Here is a 17,748-nt window from a genome sequence, read left to right on the forward strand (position 1 = left end):
TTGTATATCAACTCAATAATTTGATTTATCCATTGAACTTGTTTTCATTTGGTTTATTTCAAATAGAATAATGCTTTTTTATTTAGATTAGACAGAAGTTAATGACAACGGAAGGGTGCGAAACTCCCATAGGAAATGTGGGAAAGCTAAGACCCTGGAGGCCATCTGAGGAGGCTCAGCTCACAGTCGACGAATACTTACTACCAACAAAAAAAAGAAAAAGTACCGATTAAACCACTATGGATTCACTAATACTTCTTCTTTTTCAATATATAATTTTTTTCCATTTGTTGATAATTCAATATCACCATAATCTTCTGTGGCGAATTGTTTGATTCCTAAATGCTTTAAACGTTTCATGACAGAGCGATGAGGATGTCCAAATAAGTTGAATTTATCGTACGAAAGAATTGCTACAGATGGATTTACTGCAAAAAGAAATGATTCTGACGTTGACGTTCGAGAACCATGATGTGGAATTTTTAATACTTGTGCATCTATATTTTCATTTTTGATTAATCGTTTCTCAGCCTTACTTTCAATATCACCAGTTAATAAGATTGAGATTTCTTCATAAGCCACTTTTAAGACAATTGAACTATCATTATTTGTTCTTGATGGCTTACCACTATTTAATACAGTCATATCAACATTAGGATCTAGTTCTATTTTGTCGTTCGTTTTTGCTATCTGTATCGGAATATTTTTTTGAAATGCCTCTTTCTTGTACAGGTAATACGAATGTGAATTATACTTTTTCCCACTATCTAATATCGAATTAATTTTTATTTGATTCATTACTTTTAATAAACCACCAATATGATCGATATCGGGGTGTGTACTGACTAATAAATCAATCCTATCAATATGTAGCTTTTTTAGCTTCTTAATTACTGCATTGCCATGTTCAACATCTCCACCATCAATCAGCACAGTTTTTCCATTAGGTAGATTGATAAAAATACTATCGCCTTGACCTACATCAAAAAAATAGACTAGTAACGGATGAGTAATATATCCATAATTCACTGATCTGGCATCAATTTTTACTCCACCTAAAAAAGTTGTAAAAAGGACTAATATACATAACAGTAGAGAGTAACAATTCTTTTTCATGTCCATTTCACTTCCTCCTACTATTATTTTCTCATTGTAAAAACAAAAGTATGTATCATTCTACTTAACAATTTGATAAATTTTTCTATACATTTACTTTAAACTAGATTAAGTAAAATAAAAAAACGCTGGAATTTATCACAGCGTTTTAAAGATGTCTTCTAACCGATTAACAACAAGCAATGTCTCACTAAATTGTTCAAATGGCTGATTTGTAATATAAATTCCATGCATTCCAAGTTTTAATGCAGGTGAAATTTCATTCATAAAGTTATCACCAATTGAAACAACTTCATGTGGTAATACATTATATTTTTTCAAGATATTTTTAAGATGATTCTCAGTTTCTAATGGCTTTTTTCCATCCGTAATTTCTAAATCAAAAAGATCTGTAAGTCCTAATAGTCCCAGTAATCTTGTAACATCCGCTCGATCCGAATTAGTTAACAACACTAAATTCTTTTCATGTTTAACTGATAGTAAAGCTTCTTTTAATCCTTTTATATACGGTATCACAAATTCGCTTGTGGCCATATATTCCTTTGTTTGATCATAACAATGATACACATCTCTTGCACCGTAATGGTAACTAGTTACAAGTGGTAGCCACCAACCATCACCAACCGGAATAAACGGTAAATCAAATAGGTTTTGTTCATTATAATCAATTGGTAATTTCTCTCTTGATAAGAGTTGGCCTTCCCAAGTATGGACTTGTATCGGTTTCATCGTGATAGGGTCTAGCGTAATAATAGTATCCAATTTTGAATCATACACCTTGCCTATTGTTAATGCATGATCCATATCTTTTATTTTTTGATAATCCTTCAGAAAAAACTCCCTTTTATCTTCGCTAATTTCTTTCGATAAAAGATTTGCATAGTAATCGTAATGATCTGTTCCATCATACAATGTTCCATCTAAATCAAATACGAATACTTTAGAATTTTTTAATATGTTGTGCATTGTAGACTCCTTAATTAACTTTGTCTTTTACATCTATTATATATTGAAAGTTCTCTTTTTTATTGTTTAGTTCAAATTCATAAAATAATACATACATTCCTTCTTTTGGGAAGGTTAATTCATATTTTAGCTTATTTTTTTGAGAAGAGTTTGTAAGGGATTTAAAAAATAACCCATCTTCACCTATTACATAAATTTGATGATTTTTCAATCTAGGATGATGACTTTTAAACTGCTTAAAATCGAAAGTGAGGACATTATTCTTTTTTGTTTGTAACGAGTTAAACAGTAAAGTAACATGATACTTTGGTTGTTTCAACGTTAAAATAGAAGTTGGATATAACTCTAAATTTACTTCTTTATCGTCTTGAAATATTTTTGTATCGATTGTTTGTTCATCTAAGTAAGCACTAATATAATATGTTGATTTTTTTTTAAAAGGATATTTAAAAGCAAAACGATTATTCCCTTTATATACAGGCTCAATAATTTTATAAGTATTAAGCTGATCTGAACTAATATAAAATTTAATTTTCTCTCGCTGCGCGATACTCATTGACTTGGCATAAATTTTTACTTCCTGTGATTCTTTACCGACACCTAAATCCCATTTTACTTTTTCCACATGTATTTCACTGGTTTTACTATTACCATTAGAAAAACGACTATTACCTTTCAATAAACTATTACCTAAAATTAAGAAAACTAATATACCTACGCATAAAGTTGCTATATATCTAAATTTCATTTTTCGTCTCCTTTATATATAGAACTAGACTCTAGCTTTTTCTCAAGATATTTAGTATGAATAGTTTAAATAGTAAACAGTATGTTTCTTTATTCTTCATGTAATCAATTTTACTCAGGTTTCACCCAAACTTTATATTTTCCTTGCTAATTAAGCTCATAATCACTGAATAGTGACTTTTTTTTGTAACCTCTTTCATTATTTTCTTACTTATGTAATAATAAAACTTTCCCATAAATTATCTAAACTGGATTATTTTGTTTTTCATATATTCTATACTTAATAAGTACTACGTGATCTATCTTTTTTCCTTTAAGTATCAGTTCAATTGAGAATGTTTTTTATTTGAAATGTAAAAACTAAATAAGTGTGCAGATAGTTTATCTATTTTATGATTTATTAGGAGGTTTTTCGATGAGTGTACATATCGGAGCAGAACAAGGTGCAATTGCCGATAAAATATTATTACCTGGGGATCCATTAAGAGCTAAATATATTGCAGAAACATTTTTAGAAGATGTAGTTTGCTATAATGAAGTTCGTGGAATGCTTGGATTTACTGGTACATATAAAGGTGAAAGAATCTCAGTACAAGGAACTGGAATGGGGATTCCTTCAATTGGTATTTACGTAAATGAGTTAATTAATAGTTACGGAGTGAAGAAATTAATTCGTGTAGGTACTTGTGGTGCAATCCAAAAGGATGTTAAAGTTCGTGATGTTATTATTGCAATGACAACATGTACAGATTCTAATATGAATCGTTTAACATTCCCTGGTTTTGACTTTTCACCATGTGCTAGCTTCGATTTATTAAAGAAAGCATATGATGGAGCAGTAAATCAAGGATTAAACGTTAGAGTTGGTAATGTGTTAACAGCTGACGTTTTTTATAGAGAAAACATGGATATGGTTCAAAAATTAGGTGATTATGGTGTATTAGCAGTTGAAATGGAAACGACTGCATTATATACAATTGCTTCAAAATATAATGTTGATGCATTAACTGTATTAACTGTAAGTGACCATATCTTTACTGGTGAAGAAACTTCAGCACAAGAAAGACAAACAACGTTTAATGATATGATTCGAATCGCATTAGACGCTGCTATCGCATAATAAAAATGAATTAAAAAAAGCCTGGAAATGAACTCCAGGTTTTTTTATTTGTCCTTTTTATGAATGATTTATATGTTGTTTTATTCCACATTTTTCATAAACGATTGTACAATGATAGTACTAACAATTTTAATTTTAGGAAGGTAGTTTATGAAAAAAAATCAATCAATATTATTTTTTGCTTGGATTGTAAGCATTGTCGCAACACTTAGTAGTTTATCATTTTCAATTATTAATCACTGGACCCCTTGTTCTTTATGTTGGTATCAACGTATTTTCATGTATCCTATTGTTTTTATAATTGGAATTGCTTTTTATAAAAATAAAGTCAAGGACATTGTTTATATCTTACCATTATCAGTAATTGGTATGTTCATTTCGATCTATCATATTCTGATCCAGAAAGTACCAGCTATGAAAGAAACTGCCACGCAATGTGGACCAGTTCCTTGTACAGGTGATTACTTAAATTTATTTGGCTTTATTACAATTCCAATGTTAGCTTTTGTTGCATTCTTACTGATTAACATAAGCGCTATTTATTTATTACGTAAAACTAATTAAAAGATTGTTTTTTGTATCAATTGTTGTTTATTAAGAATGTGTTAGTTGATCACAACTCCAGGTTGCTCCCTTTCCGTGGGGCGTGAGCTGAGCCTCCTCGGTGCCCTCCGGGGTCTCACCCTTCCCGCATTTCCCACAGGAGTCTCGCACCTTCCGTTGTAACCAACTTTTGTCTTTGTATTTTAATCTAAAAAGCAACAATCTTATACAGAATAGCAAATTAAAATAATTTAAGCTGCTCGGTTGAGGATGGACCAAATTCAATACCTAGCAGCTTCATTAATTCCTTCGCATTATCTGCTGCATCTCCACCTGAGTTATTATTAAACAGGATACATACCTCTTTCGTATCCCTTGATAAAGTTTCCAGTTTATCAACCCATTCACATAGTTCATCTCGATTATAGCGATATAAATATCTAACTTCACGCCAATTTTCTTGGCCATTGTGATTCCAACCGTATACATTTCTTCCGTGAAATCGAATTAATGTTAAGTCTTTGTTTGTTGGTTTTAGTACAGTTGGTATGCTTCCCATTCCAGCTTGAGGCTCATCGCAAATTGAATGAATCCATCCTTCATCTTTCATAAATGATAAAGTTTGTTCAGCAAATTGTGGAAAGAACCATGATTGATTTCTAAATTCCAATATTGCTGGAACAGATGTTATCTCACTTTTTATTGTTCTTAAAAATTCAACATTTTCCTTTTTACAATTAAACCATGGTGGAAATTGAAACAGAACGCCCTTCAATTTATTGTTTTCAATCAAAGGCTGAATTGAATCAAGAAAAGGCTTCAATAATTTTATTTGTTCTTCCTTTGAATAATTCTGTCTAGCATGTCCAGTGATTCCTCCGTATGCTTTTACGATAAATGAAAAATCAGCCGTTGTTTGATTCGCCCATTTTTGATAATTAGATTGTGGCATAATACTATAATAGGATGAATCAATTTCTACTATCGGAAAGTGATTACAGTATTGTCGGAGTTTTTTTGATGAATGAATACGTTCAGGGTATAAACTATCATGATCACCCCATCCAGTCACGCCAATTTTAATTTCCATAAACCGCTCCCATAAAACATTTTTTATTATATAATTATTACTAATATCCATTAAAATAAACAGAATTATTTGATATAATACTGTTTAGTATAAACTTATTTTAGTAGAAATAGGAGTATAGTGTAAATGAATACGGACACCGTAAAAGATTTAAAAGCTAAAGTAGCTAAATTAGAGGAAAAAGTAGAGATGTATGAAAAGATTTTTTCTTCTATTACACCAGGTTCGTTTTTTTCAGAAAATTACCTAAATTTAATTAATAATAATTCTTTATCACACAATGGACCCGACTTTTTAGATGAGCTTACAGTTACCTTTTCTTCATTCATGTTAAAAAATAAAGCAATTCTTCAAAAAATCTTTGACGCAATTCCTCATCATATTCTATTTATTGATCAAAATGGTATCATTCAATTTTATAATGATCAATGTGCCAGAGACTTTAAAGTAGATATTGATGAATACGTCGGTAAACATATTAGAGAATTACTAAGAATTGAAGATAAGGAAATTGCACTTCTTAAAACGCTTTATTCAGGAAAAGAAATTTATCATCATGAGATTTTAAATAAGAATTATGGAATCGTTAATACTAGAATTCTTCGTGATGTAAATAATCAAATTGAAAGTGTTATTGGTATATTTCATTTTTTAAATGATGCTAGAGACTCTGAGAAACTAGCCATTTCTGGTAGGATAGCTGCTGGCATTGCACACGAGGTTCGTAACCCATTAACGACTGTTAGAGGGTATCTACAATTTGTTCAAGAAGAAGCACCCGATCGAATTAAACAATTATTTAATGACCTTTTAATCCCTGAGTTAGATCGTGCGAATGGCATCATTACTGACTTTTTATCGATTACTAAAAACGCACCTTATAAACCAGAGCCTGTTTGCTTAAACGATTTTCTTTTAAACTACATTAAGCAATTATTTTTTAGTGAAACGGTTATAAATAATGTAGATATTAAATATAACCTCTCTGAAGATTTACATAAATATAAAGTTTTCTTTGATCGAAATCAACTCGTTCAAGTATTTCTAAATCTTTTCCATAACTCATTGGATGCTAAAAAAGACGGAAATTTACTGATTACAATCGAAACTCATGTAATCGATGATGAAATCGTGATTCTTTTTAAGGATAATGGCTGTGGTATACCTAGGACAGTTTTACCTTTTATATTCGATCCTTTCTATTCTACAAAGGATGAGGGTACTGGACTTGGATTATCACTAACAAAAAAGATAATACAAAATCACGGTGGATTCATAACTGCTACTAGTAGTTGTAATGGAACAACATTTACCATTTCTTTACCAACCAATTAAATACAACCAAAAAATAGCGTCATTTGATGCTATTTTTTTCTTTCTAAAATTTAAAAATGAAAAAGCCACTTTGCAAAAGCAAAATGGCAAACTCAATTCTTTATTTATGGTACAGCTGATTTTTGTAATTCCTTTATTGATAGAATCACATGATCTAGTTTTTGTTCTATACGATATAGTAAATAAAGTGTCACTCCGATTGGAAATCCAACTTCTTTTATCATACTCATCCAAATTTCCATTTTTTCCTCCCCCTTTACTTTACATATAAGGGGAAAATGAAAAAATTCTTTAGACTGTTAAAATGATTTTACCAGTTGATTTTCGACTTTCTAATAAATCATGCGCAAGCTTTCCATCTTTCAATGGGAAAATAGTTGGTGTTTGAACAATTATTTGTTTGTTTGCAATCCAATTAAACAACTCTTTACTTCTACTTAATCTTTCTTCTTTCGAAATAAGGATATTCCAAAGATCTCCACCAGTTAATGTTTTTGAAGTATCCATTAACATTCTAGGGTCGATATGAACTGGGTCTCCACCAGCCATACCATAAAAAACAACTGTTCCGTGTATTTTTGTTGCTTTAAAACTATTCATAATAGTAGAACCAACAGATTCGTATACTACGTCTACACCGTTTTTCTTTTTCGTTAATTCTTTTGTTAATGAAACCCAATCTTCGTTATATAGTAGTACTTCATTTGCACCAATAGAAAGTGCTTTTTCTTTTTTTTCATTTGAAGAAGTTAATCCGATAACCTCTCCACCTTTTAATTTAATCATCTGAGTAAGTAATTGACCTACCCCACCTGCAACGGCATGAACAAGTGCAGTATCGCCTGGTTTGATTTGATAACTGTCATTAATTAAATAATGTGCTGTTAAACCTTGAAGCATAACAGAAGCTGCTATTTCATAACTAATTTCATCTGGAATTGGTACAATATGTGTTTCTTTTGCTACAACATACTCTGCATTAGCATATGGAACATCAGCGAATGCTACGCGATCTCCAACCTTATATCCTGTAACTGATGATCCTATTTCAGATATGATACCTGAACCTTCATATCCTAAAATATAAGGTGGGTTCCCCGCTAAATGATAATTTCCTTTGCGACGATAAATATCTGCAAAATTAACGCCAACAGCTTTCATTTCAATACATACTTCATCATCAGAAATCGTTGGTTTAGCGATTTCCTCATACGTTAAAACATCTGACGTACCAAATTCTCTAAAAACTAAAGCCTTCATATTCCATACTTCCCAACGTATTTAAAATTCAAAAATAAAATCCTCATCTGACAATTTTTCCACTGTAACTGCTTTTACATACCCGTTTCCTTTTACAGAGAAGAAGTCATGATTCTTTGTATCAGTTTTTAGTCCATTTAAGACGATAGGATTAATATCTTCATCATCAAAATATGCTTCGAATCCTAAATTCATTAATGCCTTATTTGCATTGTAACGAATAAATTTATTTACTTCGTCCACTAAACCGATTGATTCATAAATTTCAGCAGTATATTGTAATTCAATATCATATAACTGAACTAATAATGACATTGTTTCTTTATATAGTCGAGCTTTTTGTTCATCTGAAAATTCATCATAAATTTGTTGTGCAAGTATACCAACAAATACGCCGTGAATACTTTCATCACGTAGAATTAAGTTAATAATTTCACCACTTGCTGTCATTTTTCCTTGGCCAGCTAAGTACAACGGATAGAAGAATCCACTATAGAATAAATAACTCTCTAAAAACACACTTGCTACCATTGCCATATATAATTCTTCTGAAGTTACATCGCGCTTTAATAAATTTAAATAATATGAAGAGATTAACTCAGATTTTTTCGTTAAGATTGGATGCTCATCAATCCATTTGAAAAGTTGATCAATTTCATCTTCAGTTGCTAGCGTTGTAAAAATATGTGAATAACTTTTTGCATGGACCTCTTCCATTGCCCCCATAAAAGCTAGTACACTTTTTGCTTGTAAATTTTTTAAGTGTACTAAAATTAGTGGCATCCCTTCTCCACCTTGCTTTGTATCTAATAAAGTTAATCCACCTAACACTTTTATAAAAGTATCTTGCTCTTCCTTAGTAAGAGTATTCCACGTATTCTTATCAGACGAAACTACAATTTCTTCTTCAGTCCAAAATTGCGATAAATTTTGCTTCCAAAATACTAAACTAAAATCATCCTCTTTTTTATTCCAGTTAACAGCTTTCATCTATAATGACCCCCTACTCACTAAAGAAAGCCCGAAAATATAGAAGTAGTAACTTTAACATTCTCTATATACGAGCTTTCCATAGACTTACTCATTAAATTTTATATTACGTTCTATTTTCTATATAATTTGCGCTTTGACGATTGATCAGACTGAGCAGCTTATACACTCTTCCACACTCAATTTTCTTGTACGCGTATAATATAAACTTTTCAAGCCTTTTTTATTAGCATAAATATAATATCTTGCTAGTTCTCGAGTTGAAATATCACTATTTACATATAAGATCGAGCTGATACCTTGATCAATATGTTGTTGAATTTCAGCAATCAGATCGATTAATTTGTATTGATTTATATCGTAAGCTGATTTGTAATACCAGAAGCTCTTTTGTGATAAATAAGGCATTGGATAATAAGTTGTTGAATTTGCATAAGTTCTAGATTCAATTACATTTACAATTGGCATAACTGAAGAAGTAGCGTTTTGAATGTAGCTAATTGATTGTGTAGGAGCTATTGCTAAGCGGTAGCTGTTGTATAAACCATATGCTTGTACTTGCTTACTTAATGTAACCCAATCAAATTCATTTGGAATATAAATTCCATTAAATAATTCTTTCACTTTTTCTGTTTTCGGTTCAAAAGATTGTGTTTTGTACTTATCAAAATAAGTACCCTTTGCGTATTCACTTTTCTCAAAGTCTTTAAATGTTTTTCCAGTTTCTTTTGCAATAAACATACTTTTCTCTATTGAGTAATAGTTCATCATCATAAAGAATGTACGTGCAAAGTCCTTTGCTTCTTCACTTTCATAAGCAATTCCATTCTTTGCAAAATATCCATGTAAATTCATTGCACCTAAGCCAACTGAATGAAGTTCATCATTTGCTTTTTTAACAGTAGGTGCATTTTCAATTTCAGTCATATCAGATACTGCTGTTAATGCTTCAATTCCTACATGAACTGACTCTCTAATTGCTTTATTTTCCATTACATTGACGATATTTAATGAACCTAAGTTACAGTTAACATCGCGATTAATAACATCCTCTGAACCATAATTGTTGATCTCAGATGTTTCTTGTAATTGAAAAATTTCTGTACATAGGTTTGACATTTTAATTTCGCCAATATCTTTTAAAGCATGCTGGTCGTTCGCATTTGTCTTATACATTAAATATGGATAACCAGATTCAAGTTGAATAGCAGCTATTTTAACTAATAAATCACGAGCTGATAAATCAAGTTTTTTCTTTTTGATTTTATCGTTATTTAAAAGTTCATCGTATTTTTCATCTATATCAATATCATCTAAATGAATGCCATATTCTTTGTAAACCGTATATGGAGCGAATACATAGAATGGCTCATTTTTTTCGGCAAGTTCAAAGAATTTATTTGGAACAATTAAGCCAATCGATAAAGATTGAATTCGGCTTTTCTCATCGGCGTTAATTTTTTTCGTATCAAGAAACTCAATTACGTCCCAGTGGAAAATATTTAAATATGTTGCACCAGCACCTTTACGTTGGCCAAGCTGGTTTGCATATGAGAATGAATCTTCTAATAGCTTCATTACAGGAACAACACCACTTGCAGCGTTATCAATTTCTTTGATTTGTTCTCCACGTGCTCTAAGCTTAGATAAATTCAGTGCAACGCCACCGCCAATTTTTGAAAGCTGCATTGCTGTATTAATTTGAAAACCGATAGAGTTTAAACTATCATCCATTTCAAGCAGAAAACATGAAACCATTTCCCCTCTTCTACTTCTTCCAGCATTTAAGAACGTCGGAGTAGCAGGTTGATAGTTTTGTTGAATCATCATTTTCGCCAAGTTTAACGCTTTATCAATGTTGCCTCTTCCTAAATAGAGAGCAACGATTGCAATTCGATCTTCATATCCTTCTAAATAATACTTTCCATCGTTTGTTTTTAATGCATAGTCTTTAAAGAATTTAGAAGCTGCCATATATGATTGGAAAGTAAATCCAGCTTGATAAACTAGTTCATACATTCTTTCAATCTCTGTTAGGGAGTATTCTAATTCTACTTGATAATAATAGTTTTCTTGAGTCATATATTGTAAGCGTTCTTTAACAGAAGAAAATTGTATTCTTCTATCTTCTACTTCTTTTAAGAAACAAAGTAGCGCTTCTTTATCTTTTTCAAGATCAAAAAAACCATCTTTTTTAATTGTTAATTCATTATTTAGCTCAATATGTCTCAAGCTTTTCCACTCCCTCAAGAAAATATTGTATATCACGACTTGTCCCTGACATTTCGAATTTTGACAAGATCGGTACGTTATATGTTTTGGCAATTTTATCTGCACTGGCTGCAAATGAATCTCCCCAGTTTCTATTGCCACTTGCACTTACTGCTCTTAGGTAATTAGAATTTTTTTCCAAAAAATGATGTACATTGTCTGGAACACTTCCAAATCCAGTAGTATAGGTTACAAGAATATAAGGTTCTTCGATTTTTAGTCCATCTTTTATTTGAATTGACGGCATTCTAATTTTATTGACAAAACGCTTAACATTGCCTGTCATTGAACTGTAAACTATCACCATAGGATCACCCTCATTTAATATGTAAGAATATTTTATGAATATTGAAAAATCTCATGTTATATACCTACATATTGTATTACCTTTTTAGAACAAACACAATATATAGTTTCCTAAATATAAAAATAAACATTTCGACAAACTCACTCATAATGAAACAATAAGAGAAATTTAACAAATTATGGAGAAGAGTGCAATAAAGTGTAAAACGATTTTTTTGTCAATTGAACCATACCGAAAAACATAAAAAAAATACTCAATAACACCTTGCAAAACAACAAAAAAGTCAAAAAAACTTTTTTTTTTTGCACGTGGTTACATGAGTAATTCTTAAAAAGTTATATATTTTTAAATATTTGTTAACTTCTAGCTTCTTCTATATATGTATAAATTACATCTCCACCATGTTGAGCAATTCCTCGGAAATGTTTAAAGTCCTCTCGATTTACAATAATTTGTCTAAAGGTTAAAAAATCTCCTTTACTAATAAAGATTTGTTTAATTTCACCGTTTATAAGTTGCTCAATAGCATTCAACATATCATTTTGTTCCATATTCTCACCCTTTAATAATAGATCTAATCTTGATTACGGTTTAAAAGCTCCCATCTAACATTATCAAAGATGTTACTATATGAAAACTAAATTGTTACATCTAATATTTTCTCGGTGACAAATAACTTAGAATCGTCATTCTTCACTAAAATGACTTCACTTTCTCCATCTATTACTACTAAAAATGCTTTTGGTATTAATTCTAACCCAGTACCGAGACAATCAAATTGAACGTTTGCATGTCCCTCTCCTAGTAGAACGAGCATTTCAAAAAATGGAATGACAATGATCTGATCAAAAAATAAAAATGGATCACCAATCAAAGTATTATTGCCAACAAATTCTTTTATTTCTTCTTCTAAATCATACGGAATATCCTCAATCCATTTCTTCAACAAACTAACCTCCAAAAAGTGCTACATCCATTTTTTACCCTTCTTGTAATTTTTAAACATATTTTTGCATTAAAATTGACAAAATTGTAAAAAAAATCGAATTTTCTCTTTACCTTTAAAGCGTTTTCATGCATTATAGAAGGTGTAAAATGAAAACTTTTTTAATAGGAGATACGCTCATGAAAATTGCAGAAGCTGGAAATATCATTGAGTTTAAACAAGGGTTAAAAGGAAGAGTTCAAAAAGTGAATAAAAATTCTGTCATAGTAGACATTTCAATAATGGAAAACTTTAGAGATTTAGAAATGGAACCGTTAACAGTCGTAAACCATAAAAACTATAAAATTGTCAGAACCGCAGAATAAATAATCAATAGAAGACGTTCGACAAGTGGATATCTTGGAAATGTAACGTTTAAATTTAATATGAATCTGATGTTGCTACGTCTTGTAAAGACTAGCTAAACAAATAATAAATTGTAAAGCTTTGTTGTAATTTAGAGAATGACAAAAATTAATAGAAACAATACTTTCCATCTAAATACATACTTCTACATTTTTTTGAAAATTGTAGAATAATAAGCTTTTCAAATCATCCTTAAGTCCCGTGTGCATCACGGGACTTTTTTTTATGATTACATTTGTTAATGTGAGTAAATTGGATAAAATTTTCAGAATTCGGACATGAAGCAAACTAAAAAAATTGAAAGGAGCAATTCTCTACTATTTCGTTTCTTTGTCCAATTCTTTAAAAGATTTTACTTTCTCATGTGGTTGTTGGTTCGTTTTTCTTTCATTCCAAAAACGTTCTTTTTCACTTTTTGATTTTGTCATCATTCCACCCCCTTAAGTAATTTCGTTTTTTATCCTTTCACTAAATTGCATAAAATATGTAATTTTCACTTTTACATATTTTATGCAAAATTCATATGTGAAAATAGCGTTTTAAAATAGGTAATGTCTAGATTACATGATGTTATGTTTTTTGCTGGTTCACCTAAGGTGGTGGCGGTAGTGATGATACAATGCAAACCTTTAAGGATTTAGGAGTTGCAATGGGTGTAGCTATCGGATTAGTATATTTAACCATGTTAATTGCTTTTGGTAAGGCTAGAATTCCTTTTATCATTCTCTCTGCATTAGTTTTTGTTCCGATAGGATCGTTTGTTGCTCTGTTTATTGCCAGTGAGCCATTGTCAATTAGTGTAATGATTGGTTTGTTAATGTTAATTGGTATCGTTACGACAAATGCAATTGTATTAGTTGATCGAATCAGTCAAAATATTGATCAAAAACAATTGCCTATTCGTGAGGCTATTATTGAAGGTGGTAAAACACGACTTCGTCCGATTTTGATGACAGCATTTGCTACAATTGCAGCATTATTACCATTAGCACTGACAACTTCAACGGGAATTTAATCTCAAAAGGAGCGATTACAGTAATAGGTGGTTTACAAAAAAAAATCCGATTCCAAAGTGCGAATCGGATTTTTCCTATTATAGGTTATGATCATTAACTCCATCTAACCATTTTTTAACCGGTGCTAATGTTGTTTCAATACATCCTTCATTAAACGGTGATTCTAGGTTTGCTTCATTTACTAAACCTAAGAATGATTTACTGCCACCTAATTGACATAAGCCAACATAGTCTGACCAAGCTGCATCTCGATCTTCATGCATTTTATTCCAGAATTGTAATGCACAAATTTGAGCTAAAGTATAATCGATGTAATAGAATGGTGATTGATAAATGTGACCTTGTCTTTGCCATAAGCCACCTTTTTCTAAATAGCTATTGCCATCATTTACGCGATGCGGTAAATATTTGGATTCTAGTTCTTTCCAAAGACTATGTCTTTCCTCTGGTGTTAATTCTGGTTTTTCATAGATTGCATGTTGGAATTCGTCAACTGCAACACCATAACTAATAAATGTAACGGCACTACTTAAGTGAGTAAAGTAATATTTCTCAGTATCCTCTTTAAAGAAATTTTCTTGCCATGGCCAAGTAAAGAATTCCATACTCATTGAGTGGATTTCACAAGCTTCGTATGTTGGCCAGTAATACTCTGGCGTATTAAACTTACGACTCTCGTAAACTTGGAAAGCGTGGCCAGCTTCATGTGTTAAAACATCGATATCTCCCGAAGTTCCATTAAAGTTAGAAAAGATATAAGGTGCTTTGTGGTTTGGGATATAAGTACAATATCCTCCTCCCTGCTTACCTTCTTTCGCAACTAAATCTAATAAATCTTCATCAAGCATGAATTGGAAAAATTCACTTGTTTCTTTTGATAGCTCATCATACATTTTTTTACCGTTTTCAATAATCCACTCTGGACTACCTTTTGGAGTTGCATTCCCTGTTACAAACTCGAATTTATCATCAAAATAGTAAAGCTGATCGACACCAATTCTCTTTGCTTGACGCTCTCTTAATTCAGTAGCAATTGGTACAATCGTGTCATAAACTTGGTCTCTAAACTTTTTCACATCGCTTGCATTATAATCTGTTCTTAACATACGAGCGTATGCTAATTCAACAAAGTTAGAGAAGCCAAGTTTATTTGCTATACTCGAACGTATTTTTACTAATTTATCAAAAATCAAATCAAATTTATCCTGATTTTCTGAGAAATAACCAAAGTATGTATCATAAGCAACTTTTCTTACTTCTCGGTCCTTATCCTCGAAATGAGCTGAAATTTGTGCTAATGTTTTTACTTCTCCATAGAAAGGTAGTTTTGCTGCAGCTACTAATTTACCGTATTCGGTCGTTAATTTATTTTCTTCTTGTAAATCTGGGATTACCTCTTCACTTAAAATTTTCACTTCACATTCTGCTAATGAAAATAATTGCTGTCCATATTTTTCTTCTAGTTGCTCTCTAAATGGTGAACTGATCAAGGCTTTATAATATTGTTGGCCATAGGATTGAACAATTGGCGTATTTTCATCAAAAAATGCTTGCTCTTCTTCGTAGAATTTATCATTCGTATCAATAGAATGACGAATTGCACAAATATTTTCCATTGTAGAAAATTCATTTCTTAAGTCATTAATTTCATTCATTGCTAACTCTTGTTCAAAAACTGTTGAAGCATCATAAAAATCTTGTAATCGTTTTTTAAACGTTTCTCCAAAATTATTTATATTTGGTCGAATGTATTGGTAATCTTTAAAACTCATGATTATCCCTCCATTTTGTGTGATATTGCTATTATATAAAAAAAAGTCTAGTAAAAAAACCAAAACTTAAACTAATTTCTGAAAATTTAAAATTATTAACGTATGACTAGATAAGTATTAATTTTATCCGATAGTAATATAGAGGATGAGTTTTGTTGTAAAAAAAATGATACTATATGACCTTTTCGTTTTATATTTGAATATTTACAATAAATCTAAATGAAAAGTAACATTTTTATACAATAAAACAGATTTACTGACATGATTCTACAACTAACATAAAGATTTAATAGAGAGAGGAATTTTGGGGACTATGGATAAAAGCTCGGTTATAGGTATCATATTAGGATTTATTGCAGTTGGAGTTGGGATGGTTTTAAAAGGAGTTTCGCCTGCTGTTTTAGCGAACCCAGCAGCCATCTTAATTATCATTCTTGGAACAATTGCAGCAGTAGCAATCGCATTTCCTATGAGTGAATTAAAAAGAGTACCTGCATTATTTAAAATTTTATTTGGTAAAGAAGAAAAAGAAAGTGTTTTAGATGTAATCCAATTATTTTCTGATTTAGCTGTTGTAGCTAGAAGAGATGGACTTTTAGCATTAGAAGCAAAATTAAATGAAATTGAAGATACATTCTTAAAGTCAGGCTTAACATTAGCAATAGATGGACAATCGCCAGAATATATTAGAGATGTCCTTGACGAAGAAATAGATGCAATGAAAGAACGTCATCACGCTGGTGCTTTAATTTTTACACAAGCAGGAACATATGCCCCAACACTTGGAGTTTTAGGAGCAGTAATCGGATTAATTGCCGCTCTTGGTAATTTAAGTGACACTGATTTATTAGGACATGCAATCGCAGCTGCTTTCGTTGCAACATTAATGGGTATTTTCACTGGATATGTTTTATGGCATCCTTTTGCAAATAAGTTAAAGCGAAAATCTAAAGCTGAAGTTAAAAGAAAAGAAATTATGATTGAAGGTATTTTATCAGTACTAGAAGGTCAACCTCCTCGATTAATAGAACAAAAATTAGCAGTTTACTTACCTATTAAAGAGCGTATGTTAATCAACTCAGGAGAGAAAGCTGATGAGTAAAAAGAAAAAACATGAGGATCACGAGGAGCATATTGATGAAAGTTGGTTAATTCCTTACGCGGACTTACTAACTTTATTACTAGCACTATTTATCGTTCTTTTTGCTTCAAGTAGTGTTGATGCAACTAAGTTTAAACAAATCTCTGATTCCTTTACAACCATTTTCAATGGTGGGACTGGCGTTATGAATTACCCGGCTGAAACAATCCCTCAAGAAAATACAAAAGGGAATTCAAATGAAAAAGATAATAAAGGTAATGGAGAAACTACTCAAAAAGAACTACAAGAAGTAAAAGAAAAGGTAGACCAATACATTAAGAATAGTAAACTTCAAGGCAGTCTAAAAACTCAATTAACTGATGAAGGCTTATTAATTACAATTACGAATGACGTTTTATTTGATTCAGGTAGCGCAATTGTTCGAACAAATGAACGAAGCATTGCAACACAAATTTCTAATCTACTGATTTCAAACCCGCCTCTAAGTGTTATTATTTCTGGGCATACTGACAACATCCCAATTAAAAATGAATTATTTCAAGACAACTGGGATCTAAGTGTTACGCGAGCTGTAAACTTTATGAAAATCATGTTAGAAAATAAAAAATTAAAACCACAATCATTTAGTGCAAAAGGTTACGGAGAATATAAACCAATTGCAAGTAACCATACAAATAAAGGTAGAGCAAAAAATAGACGAGTTGAAATTTTAGTTCTTCCAAGTAACGCGAATCCAAATACGAAATAAAGACAATCAAAAAA

19 protein-coding genes and 1 pseudogene are annotated in these 17,748 nt (G+C 31.1%); 7 read left to right on the plus strand and 13 right to left on the minus strand.

Going from position 1 to position 17,748, the window contains the following annotated elements:
• Positions 1 to 237 precede the first annotated feature (237 nt).
• The 3 genes from ACX6U0_RS05245 to ACX6U0_RS05255 form a co-directional block, all read right to left on the minus strand.
• Complete coding sequence (locus tag ACX6U0_RS05245; protein WP_464958931.1) at positions 238 to 1,122, minus strand: ComEC/Rec2 family competence protein; 885 nt, start codon at positions 1,120 to 1,122, stop codon at positions 238 to 240.
• Positions 1,123 to 1,254: 132 nt separating this feature from the next.
• Entirely contained in the window at positions 1,255 to 2,082 is an 828-nt protein-coding gene (locus ACX6U0_RS05250; RefSeq protein ID WP_464958932.1) for an HAD family hydrolase, read from the minus strand.
• Between the two features lie 10 nt (positions 2,083 to 2,092).
• Entirely contained in the window at positions 2,093 to 2,830 is a 738-nt protein-coding gene (locus ACX6U0_RS05255; RefSeq protein ID WP_464958933.1) for a hypothetical protein, read from the minus strand.
• 414 nt (positions 2,831 to 3,244) lie between these two features.
• Between ACX6U0_RS05255 and deoD the strand changes: the two genes are divergently transcribed.
• Positions 3,245 to 3,949, plus strand: coding sequence for a purine-nucleoside phosphorylase (gene deoD, locus ACX6U0_RS05260; RefSeq protein ID WP_464958934.1), 705 nt, complete (start codon positions 3,245 to 3,247; stop codon positions 3,947 to 3,949).
• A 150-nt stretch (positions 3,950 to 4,099) separates the two neighbouring features.
• On the plus strand, positions 4,100 to 4,513 hold the full coding sequence (locus ACX6U0_RS05265) for a disulfide oxidoreductase (RefSeq protein ID WP_464958935.1): 414 nt from the start codon (positions 4,100 to 4,102) through the stop codon (positions 4,511 to 4,513).
• A gap of 220 nt (positions 4,514 to 4,733) precedes the next feature.
• Here the strand turns inward: ACX6U0_RS05265 and ACX6U0_RS05270 are convergent, their stop codons facing one another.
• Positions 4,734 to 5,582 (minus strand): DUF72 domain-containing protein, encoded by an 849-nt coding sequence (locus tag ACX6U0_RS05270; protein WP_464958936.1) that lies wholly within the window; start codon positions 5,580 to 5,582, stop codon positions 4,734 to 4,736.
• Positions 5,583 to 5,708: 126 nt separating this feature from the next.
• Between ACX6U0_RS05270 and ACX6U0_RS05275 the strand changes: the two genes are divergently transcribed.
• Complete coding sequence (locus ACX6U0_RS05275) at positions 5,709 to 6,917, plus strand: two-component system sensor histidine kinase NtrB (protein ID WP_464958937.1); 1,209 nt, start codon at positions 5,709 to 5,711, stop codon at positions 6,915 to 6,917.
• Positions 6,918 to 7,021: 104 nt separating this feature from the next.
• Here the strand turns inward: ACX6U0_RS05275 and ACX6U0_RS05280 are convergent, their stop codons facing one another.
• The 7 genes from ACX6U0_RS05280 to ACX6U0_RS05310 form a co-directional block, all read right to left on the minus strand.
• Positions 7,022 to 7,159 carry a YvrJ family protein gene (locus tag ACX6U0_RS05280; RefSeq protein ID WP_464958938.1) on the minus strand — a complete coding sequence of 46 codons (138 nt, stop codon included), beginning with the start codon at positions 7,157 to 7,159 and terminating at the stop codon, positions 7,022 to 7,024.
• Positions 7,160 to 7,208: 49 nt separating this feature from the next.
• On the minus strand, positions 7,209 to 8,177 hold the full coding sequence (locus tag ACX6U0_RS05285) for a quinone oxidoreductase family protein (protein ID WP_464958939.1): 969 nt from the start codon (positions 8,175 to 8,177) through the stop codon (positions 7,209 to 7,211).
• Between the two features lie 21 nt (positions 8,178 to 8,198).
• On the minus strand, positions 8,199 to 9,167 hold the full coding sequence (nrdF, locus tag ACX6U0_RS05290; RefSeq protein ID WP_464958940.1) for a class 1b ribonucleoside-diphosphate reductase subunit beta: 969 nt from the start codon (positions 9,165 to 9,167) through the stop codon (positions 8,199 to 8,201).
• Between the two features lie 147 nt (positions 9,168 to 9,314).
• On the minus strand, positions 9,315 to 11,399 hold the full coding sequence (gene nrdE, locus ACX6U0_RS05295; protein WP_464958941.1) for a class 1b ribonucleoside-diphosphate reductase subunit alpha: 2,085 nt from the start codon (positions 11,397 to 11,399) through the stop codon (positions 9,315 to 9,317).
• Positions 11,386 to 11,745 carry a class Ib ribonucleoside-diphosphate reductase assembly flavoprotein NrdI gene (gene nrdI / locus ACX6U0_RS05300; RefSeq protein WP_464958942.1) on the minus strand — a complete coding sequence of 120 codons (360 nt, stop codon included), beginning with the start codon at positions 11,743 to 11,745 and terminating at the stop codon, positions 11,386 to 11,388. The genes nrdE and nrdI overlap by 14 nt, the downstream gene beginning before the upstream one ends.
• 356 nt (positions 11,746 to 12,101) lie before the next feature.
• Entirely contained in the window at positions 12,102 to 12,296 is a 195-nt protein-coding gene (locus ACX6U0_RS05305) for a hypothetical protein (RefSeq protein WP_464958943.1), read from the minus strand.
• Between the two features lie 86 nt (positions 12,297 to 12,382).
• Positions 12,383 to 12,691, minus strand: a complete 309-nt coding sequence (locus tag ACX6U0_RS05310) for a hypothetical protein (protein ID WP_464958944.1) — start codon at positions 12,689 to 12,691, stop codon at positions 12,383 to 12,385.
• Between the two features lie 179 nt (positions 12,692 to 12,870).
• Between ACX6U0_RS05310 and ACX6U0_RS05315 the strand changes: the two genes are divergently transcribed.
• A complete protein-coding gene (locus tag ACX6U0_RS05315; RefSeq protein ID WP_069035503.1) occupies positions 12,871 to 13,056 on the plus strand; it encodes a YkvS family protein in 186 nt (61 codons plus the stop codon).
• Positions 13,057 to 13,413: 357 nt separating this feature from the next.
• Here the strand turns inward: ACX6U0_RS05315 and ACX6U0_RS05320 are convergent, their stop codons facing one another.
• A complete protein-coding gene (locus ACX6U0_RS05320; protein ID WP_219732201.1) occupies positions 13,414 to 13,524 on the minus strand; it encodes a DUF6254 family protein in 111 nt (36 codons plus the stop codon).
• 167 nt (positions 13,525 to 13,691) lie between these two features.
• On the opposite strand from ACX6U0_RS05320, the pseudogene ACX6U0_RS05325 reads away from it, so the two are divergent.
• A pseudogene (locus ACX6U0_RS05325) lies at positions 13,692 to 14,146 on the plus strand (efflux RND transporter permease subunit); the annotation flags it as partial.
• Positions 14,147 to 14,189: 43 nt separating this feature from the next.
• Here the strand turns inward: ACX6U0_RS05325 and ACX6U0_RS05330 are convergent.
• Entirely contained in the window at positions 14,190 to 15,884 is a 1,695-nt protein-coding gene (locus ACX6U0_RS05330) for a M3 family oligoendopeptidase (protein WP_464958945.1), read from the minus strand.
• 313 nt (positions 15,885 to 16,197) lie between these two features.
• Here ACX6U0_RS05330 and motA point away from each other — a divergent pair, with 313 nt between their 5' ends.
• Both motA and motB read left to right on the plus strand, forming a co-directional pair.
• Positions 16,198 to 16,986, plus strand: coding sequence for a flagellar motor stator protein MotA (motA, locus tag ACX6U0_RS05335; protein ID WP_464959547.1), 789 nt, complete (start codon positions 16,198 to 16,200; stop codon positions 16,984 to 16,986).
• Positions 16,979 to 17,734: a flagellar motor protein MotB gene (gene motB / locus ACX6U0_RS05340; RefSeq protein WP_464958946.1), complete on the plus strand. Its 756-nt coding sequence runs from the start codon at positions 16,979 to 16,981 to the stop codon at positions 17,732 to 17,734. The genes motA and motB overlap by 8 nt, the downstream gene beginning before the upstream one ends.
• Positions 17,735 to 17,748: the final 14 nt, after the last annotated feature.

The organism is Gottfriedia sp. ABJ_BB2_2 (assembly GCF_055484705.1).

Coding starts and splice junctions, on each gene's coding strand:
- ACX6U0_RS05270 (WP_464958936.1), bottom strand. CDS start 5,582: ATGGAAATTAAAATTGGCGTGACTGGATGGGGTGATCATGATAGTTTA.
- nrdI (WP_464958942.1), bottom strand. CDS start 11,745: ATGGTGATAGTTTACAGTTCAATGACAGGCAATGTTAAGCGTTTTGTC.
- ACX6U0_RS05330 (WP_464958945.1), bottom strand. CDS start 15,884: ATGAGTTTTAAAGATTACCAATACATTCGACCAAATATAAATAATTTT.
- ACX6U0_RS05265 (WP_464958935.1), top strand. CDS start 4,100: ATGAAAAAAAATCAATCAATATTATTTTTTGCTTGGATTGTAAGCATT.
- ACX6U0_RS05320 (WP_219732201.1), bottom strand. CDS start 13,524: ATGACAAAATCAAAAAGTGAAAAAGAACGTTTTTGGAATGAAAGAAAA.
- nrdF (WP_464958940.1), bottom strand. CDS start 9,167: ATGAAAGCTGTTAACTGGAATAAAAAAGAGGATGATTTTAGTTTAGTA.
- ACX6U0_RS05250 (WP_464958932.1), bottom strand. CDS start 2,082: ATGCACAACATATTAAAAAATTCTAAAGTATTCGTATTTGATTTAGAT.
- ACX6U0_RS05255 (WP_464958933.1), bottom strand. CDS start 2,830: ATGAAATTTAGATATATAGCAACTTTATGCGTAGGTATATTAGTTTTC.
- ACX6U0_RS05280 (WP_464958938.1), bottom strand. CDS start 7,159: ATGGAAATTTGGATGAGTATGATAAAAGAAGTTGGATTTCCAATCGGA.
- motB (WP_464958946.1), top strand. CDS start 16,979: ATGAGTAAAAAGAAAAAACATGAGGATCACGAGGAGCATATTGATGAA.
- ACX6U0_RS05285 (WP_464958939.1), bottom strand. CDS start 8,177: ATGAAGGCTTTAGTTTTTAGAGAATTTGGTACGTCAGATGTTTTAACG.
- ACX6U0_RS05245 (WP_464958931.1), bottom strand. CDS start 1,122: ATGGACATGAAAAAGAATTGTTACTCTCTACTGTTATGTATATTAGTC.
- deoD (WP_464958934.1), top strand. CDS start 3,245: ATGAGTGTACATATCGGAGCAGAACAAGGTGCAATTGCCGATAAAATA.
- ACX6U0_RS05315 (WP_069035503.1), top strand. CDS start 12,871: ATGAAAATTGCAGAAGCTGGAAATATCATTGAGTTTAAACAAGGGTTA.
- motA (WP_464959547.1), top strand. CDS start 16,198: ATGGATAAAAGCTCGGTTATAGGTATCATATTAGGATTTATTGCAGTT.
- ACX6U0_RS05275 (WP_464958937.1), top strand. CDS start 5,709: ATGAATACGGACACCGTAAAAGATTTAAAAGCTAAAGTAGCTAAATTA.
- ACX6U0_RS05305 (WP_464958943.1), bottom strand. CDS start 12,296: ATGGAACAAAATGATATGTTGAATGCTATTGAGCAACTTATAAACGGT.